The 5,693-nt window shown below is 36.9% G+C and carries 5 protein-coding genes; 2 read left to right on the plus strand and 3 right to left on the minus strand.

The features are described 5' to 3' along the window. The first annotated feature begins 70 nt into the window (after positions 1 to 70). On the plus strand, positions 71 to 1,288 hold the full coding sequence (locus HUN22_RS15235) for a hypothetical protein (protein WP_174731042.1): 1,218 nt from the start codon (positions 71 to 73) through the stop codon (positions 1,286 to 1,288). A 218-nt stretch (positions 1,289 to 1,506) separates the two neighbouring features. Next, positions 1,507 to 2,130 carry a LysE family translocator gene (locus tag HUN22_RS15240; RefSeq protein WP_174731045.1) on the plus strand — a complete coding sequence of 208 codons (624 nt, stop codon included), beginning with the start codon at positions 1,507 to 1,509 and terminating at the stop codon, positions 2,128 to 2,130. Here HUN22_RS15240 and murI read toward each other — a convergent pair. The 3 genes from murI to HUN22_RS15255 all read right to left on the minus strand — a co-directional run bounded on the left by murI (position 2,117) and on the right by HUN22_RS15255 (position 5,505). Then, positions 2,117 to 2,911, minus strand: coding sequence for a glutamate racemase (gene murI, locus HUN22_RS15245; RefSeq protein WP_174731048.1), 795 nt, complete (start codon positions 2,909 to 2,911; stop codon positions 2,117 to 2,119). The genes HUN22_RS15240 and murI overlap by 14 nt on opposite strands. Positions 2,912 to 2,934: 23 nt before the next feature. Further along, positions 2,935 to 3,573 carry an HAD family hydrolase gene (locus HUN22_RS15250; protein WP_174731051.1) on the minus strand — a complete coding sequence of 213 codons (639 nt, stop codon included), beginning with the start codon at positions 3,571 to 3,573 and terminating at the stop codon, positions 2,935 to 2,937. A gap of 105 nt (positions 3,574 to 3,678) precedes the next feature. Beyond that, on the minus strand, positions 3,679 to 5,505 hold the full coding sequence (locus HUN22_RS15255) for a DUF885 domain-containing protein (protein ID WP_174731054.1): 1,827 nt from the start codon (positions 5,503 to 5,505) through the stop codon (positions 3,679 to 3,681). Between the last annotated feature and the right edge of the window lie 188 nt (positions 5,506 to 5,693).

Genomic DNA, 5,693 nt, shown 5'->3' on the forward strand with positions numbered 1-5,693 from the left:
TCGAAATTTGCCTAATAACTATAAATTTCGACTATTACAAAAACTTTCTAATTATAAGGAGCAACTCATCATGGCTAATGGATTTCCAGGTGGAAACTTTAGAATCGTTAACAAAGAAACAGGTGCATGTATCGCAAGCGCATACGGTGGACAAACCCATGGCTTACAAGATGCGGTAACTGCACGTGGTGAAACGGGTCAGTTAGCCTATTCTCATACAAATGACCGACTCTTTACGGTACATGACAAGGTTAAAAACATAGACGAAGAACTTTGGTATTTTGACAGCCAAGACTATCGCAGTGGTCGAGAAAATAAGCTTTATAACAAAGTTAAAGATATCCGTTCTAGTTGGGTGCTCGGTGCTCATGTTGAAACAGATGCGATTGCATATAAATTATTTGATAAAGACCTAGAGCATTTCCTTAGTCTTTTACCAAAGCAAGATGAAGAAACAATCGCCCACTTAAAAACCAGTGATTGTCTTGATATTGTTCATTTATTACAGACATTTATTTATAGTAACGGCGAAGAAACGATTAAATCGGAACTTGTTGGTAAACTCGATGAGACTAAGCTGAACGAATATTTAAATGCCGTACTCGCTCATGAGTCAATTCGTCGCATCGAACAAAAGTTCTATGAATATGCTGCCTCTCCTTGGCTCTTTTTAGATATTCCTGAACTTAAAGGTTTGTCTGAAAATCCTTTCGCTCAGCAGAATGAACAAATCTATAAGATCATTCTTGCCTCTGTACAATTAGATGTCTTGGATCAAAAAGATTGGACTACAAGATCAGAGTTCCGATTGCATTTACGCCATGACAATATCGATGCTCTACTCAAAAATATGAAGAAAGAGAGCATGGCGGACCTTCATGGAAAAGCATATAAAGAATATGAAAATACTCAAGACCTCAAAAAAGAAGCCGTAAAAGTCCTTCTAGAGCTTAGAAAAGCACTAAATTTACATACGAATGAAAAAAATATGGAGACAGTCAAAAAGATTTTAAAAGTCAGCTTAAAATCAAATGAGTCTTTTGAACAATTGCAAACAGCGTTAAACAGTACCAATGGTAAAGAAATAAAACCAGTGAATTGGCATAGTGGCAATGTTTTCTTGCAAGGTGCGGGTCGCCAGTACCAAACTAACTGGGCATTTGAAGATGGTTATATCTTTGTAGAAGGCCAACCAGATGCGGTACTAACGCATCTCTGGGGTTCATCTGTAGGTATTAGTCAACGCTCTAATGACCCAAAACAGCGCTGGGAACTTAAAAGAGCTTAATCTAGGTTCTCTGAATTTAGTTTTTAGTCATTAAGACTTTGCCCCTAAAAGCTAAATAAGTTTATTTTTCAATCATCCAAAGAATTTAAATTATTCTTTGGATGATTTTTAGTTTTATAGCCATAAATCTGATTATAAAATTGAAATACTTATAAATTTCATATACTTTAAATTGCTTAAAATTTATTCAAAAATAGTAACAATAAGATAGGTAAAACATGATTTCTTTAGAGCTGTTTATTACATTTTTAATTACTACAATTATTTTTGCTTATATTCCGGGTCCAGCCATGCTCTACACCGCTGCACAGACGCTTTCTCGCGGTAGAAAATCGGGTTTAATGGCAGCATTTGGCATTTTTTTAGGAGGCTGTTTTCATATCATCGCGGCCTCTTTGGGCTTAACAACCATCTTTCAAATTATTCCAAAACTCTATGATATTATTAAAATTTTAGGTGCTTTGTATTTAGTCTGGTTAGGTATTAAATTAATTAGGTCGTCCTCTAGCCCGACTCTTCAGCAAAATGTTGAAAATGGTCAGTTATCTTTAAGACAGAGCATACTAGTCGAAGTGTTAAACCCTAAAACCGCTATTTTTTATATCGCCTTTTTACCTCAATTTATTAATACTTCATTCGATTTTCCAGTTTGGTCTCAATTCATAATTTTAGGGCTAATTGTGAATCTGATCTTTGTGTCTGCCGATGTGGTTTGTGTGTTTTTAGCCAATTACATCAGTCAAAAATTAACTAAATCGAACAAGCCCCAAAAATCTATGTCCGTGATGGGTGGACTCATTTTTATGGGGCTAGGCGTTTTTCTGGGCTTTAAAAACCAGTAGTTTCTACGGGTAAACGTTTACCTAACAAAGAAAAAGTTACGTCTGCAACTTCCAACGGGTCTGAACTGGTCCAAATAATATGATTCCCCTCATTTGGACTTTCAGAACTTAAATGATATTGATTGAGCTGCCGAATTAATTGCGCTGTTACAGCTTCCGAAGGCTCAATAATTTGAATATTAGAGCCTACAATTTCCTGAATCGTGTCTGAGACAAATGGATAGTGGGTGCATCCTAAAATAATCGTATCGACTTTTTGCTCGACTAACGGCGCCAAAATATTTTTTAAATAGTCTTTAACTTCCGCTGTATGCGCTTTACCCGTTTCAATTTTTTCGGCTAAACCAATACAAGGCACTAAAGACACTTTAATATCTTGCGCATACGTTTCAATTAAACTTTTTAAGTTTTTACCCTTCACCGTGGTTGCAGTCGCCAAAACAGCAATATGCTTGCTCATGGTCATTGCTACTGCGGGTTTTACGGCGGGTTCTATTGCTATAAGTGGCACATTAATTTGCGCTCTAATCGTTTCAATCGCTACGGCCGTCATGGTGTTACAAGCAACCACAATCGCTTTGCACTTCCCGTCATTTATAAGATTTGAGATTAAGTGAGTGGTTCTTGAAACAATCCAGTCGCTATCTTTGTCTCCATACGGGACATATTTCGAGTCTGCAAAGTAAATAATATCTTCATTCGGAAGCGCCTGCCGAATGTGCTTAAAGAGAGACAACCCGCCTAAACCAGAGTCAATCATTCCAATCGGGTTGTTATTCATGGTTGGTCCTGTATTTCATATATTTAGAAAAATTCTTTCATGGTTGCCAAGTCTTTGAGAACGACTTTAGGCTGAATGGTTTTTAATTTTTCAGCCGATGTATAACCCCAACCTACCGCAGCAAAATCAATACCTGCTCTATGTGCAGCTTCGCCATCCGTGGTTTGGTCACCGACATAAATTACTTGGTCTTTACTGAGGTTCAAAATGTTGAGAACACGCTTAATTCGTTTAGCTTTGCCAAATATAGAAGAGCCACCATCAATATGAGCGAAAAGCCCACATAGCTCTGCACCCAGAAGATTATGACAGTTCTCTGTAGAGTTTGAGGTAATAATTGCGAGCGTATAGCCTCGATTGTGGAGTTCTATGAGCTGATCCCGCATTCCTTCAAACATGTAAACTTCTTGATCTCTTTCTTTCATTAAGCGAATGAAATCCTTAGCAATCCAAGGCAATTTCCATTTGGGGACGTTCATCTCTTTCATAATTTCTTTTGGTGAAAGATGTTGGTAGTACTCTACTTCATGTAGCCCAACAGATTTAAATTTATGCTTTTTCGCAAGCTGATTTAAAGCACCTAAAAAGAAGCTAAAAGAGTCGACTAAAGTACCGTCCATATCAAAAATAATAGCTTGATATTCTTTTAAAGATTTTTCCATTTTTAAAGTTCTAAAATAAAATATATTTTTTATAATTATATTATATTTCCTATCTATTTTTTAAATCAGGCCCCTAAAGACCTGACCTAAATTTCGAATTTTATTTTAAGCTGCCGCTTTTTGTTCCTTTATCCAATTTTTAATACGGGCATCCAATATATTTAAAGGCAATGTTCCTGCATTTAAAATCATGTCATGGAAGGCTTTGATATCAAAACGGTCTCCAAGTTCATGTTTTGCTAACTCCCGTAGCTCTAAAATTTTGAGTTGCCCCATCTTATATGCCAATGCTTGGGCAGGAATAGCAATATAGCGATCTGCCTCTGCCTGAATATCAGGTTCATCTAAAGCAGAATGTTCTCGCATAAAATCAATCATTTGCTGACGCGTCCACTTTTTATAATGTACGCCAGTGTCAACCACTAAACGACAAGCACGGAACAACTCACTCGAGAGTCTTCCATAGTCTGAAAGCGGGTCTTTATAGAAACCCACATCTTTACCCAATTGCTCTGCGTAAAGTGCCCATCCTTCAATGTAGGCGGTGTGGTTGGGTTGCTTACGGAACATAGGTAAATTTGGCAGATTTTGGGCAATATCAATCTGCATATGGTGGCCGGGAATTGCCTCATGGTAAGCAGTCGCTTCCATCGATATTTTGGAACGTTCAGAGAAGTCGCCAGTATTCACATATACCTGTCCGGGGCGTGAACCATCAGGTGTTCCTTGATGATACTCCGCACCTGCCGCTTCTTTTTCTCGATATTGCTCTACAGGTAAAACTTCGACTTTATTTTTGGGTAATAAACCAAATAGCTTCGGCAACTCTGGTTGCATTTGGGCAATATATCCGCGATAAATCTCTAAAATTTCTTCACGAGACTTTGGAAAAACCGCTGGATTTGTCTTTAAAGATTGTTGGAAACTTTTTAAATCATTGAAACCTTGTGCTTTAGCAATTTTCAGCATTTCCGCTTCAATACGAGCAACTTCTTTTAAGCCAAGCTGATGAATGTTTTCAGGGCTTTCAGAGGTTGTCGTATTATTTTCTACATAAAAGCGATAGAGCTCATCACCTTTTGGCAAGCTCCATATACCCTCGTGTTGTCGTCCATAGGGTAAGTAATCTTTCCGAATAAATATCCCGAGTTTTTGATAAGCAGGCCGAACATGCTGATCTATGGCCTGTAGCATTTCACGGCTTAAACGCTCTTGTTCTGCTTTAGAGATATTATTTGGAAATTGCTTTAATGGAGAAGCAAACACACTCTCCTTCCCTGCGGGAGTTGCAATGCTATCAATCTGCTTTGCCACCTTTTCAAGTAAATACTTGGGTGGCATCAAGCCATCTTTTTGTCCTTGTTTTGCTAACTGAATGCCTTGACCAAGAATAAGAGGGATTTGTTTTAAACGAGCAATATAGTCCTGATATTGCTTAACATTATCGAAGGGAATTGAACTAATAAATCCCGGAAATTGTAAATGTAGCCCCCACATTTGATTGAAAGGCATCTCATAGAGTTTCAAATCGTAATTTTTAAGTGACTCTTTCAACTGATAAACCATTAAATCTTTATTTAATTGATCCGTTGCTGAAAAGCCTGTGCTATCAATTGCCTCAAAACGTTTTAAAAAATTTTGAGTAGCTTTTTTATCTTTCTCGATCTGATTTTTTGAAAGCTCTGTCCATCGATTGTTGTAGCGTAAATCACCTAAAACAGTTGCAGTTTCAGGATTATTTTTCAAAGTATATTCCCACTGTTCTTGTAAAAGCTGGTTTAAAGCTTTCACCTGAACAGAGACATCACTGTTTTGTTTAGCTTGTGATTTTTTGATGGTATTTGTATTTATTTCGGGGGTTGCGGCATCAGAAGAATGAGACATCCAAAATAAAACACTGATACAAGCCAAATGTAAGGTTCTGTTTTTCATTTAATTATCCAGAAATATTTAACGAAGGTTAAAATAAAGACAAAACAAATTACGTGCCAAACCGCATATAAAATGGTGTAAAAATCGAGTATTTTTTTAACTCAATGATTTTATAAATTAATTTTCTTTTTAATTAAATTATTTATAGTTGCTATCTATATTCCGTATCTGACTTTAAGGGTTTGAAA

Origin of the sequence: Acinetobacter lactucae (assembly GCF_013344765.1) — a bacterium.
GTDB classification, from domain to species: Bacteria; Pseudomonadota; Gammaproteobacteria; order Pseudomonadales; family Moraxellaceae; genus Acinetobacter; species Acinetobacter lactucae_A.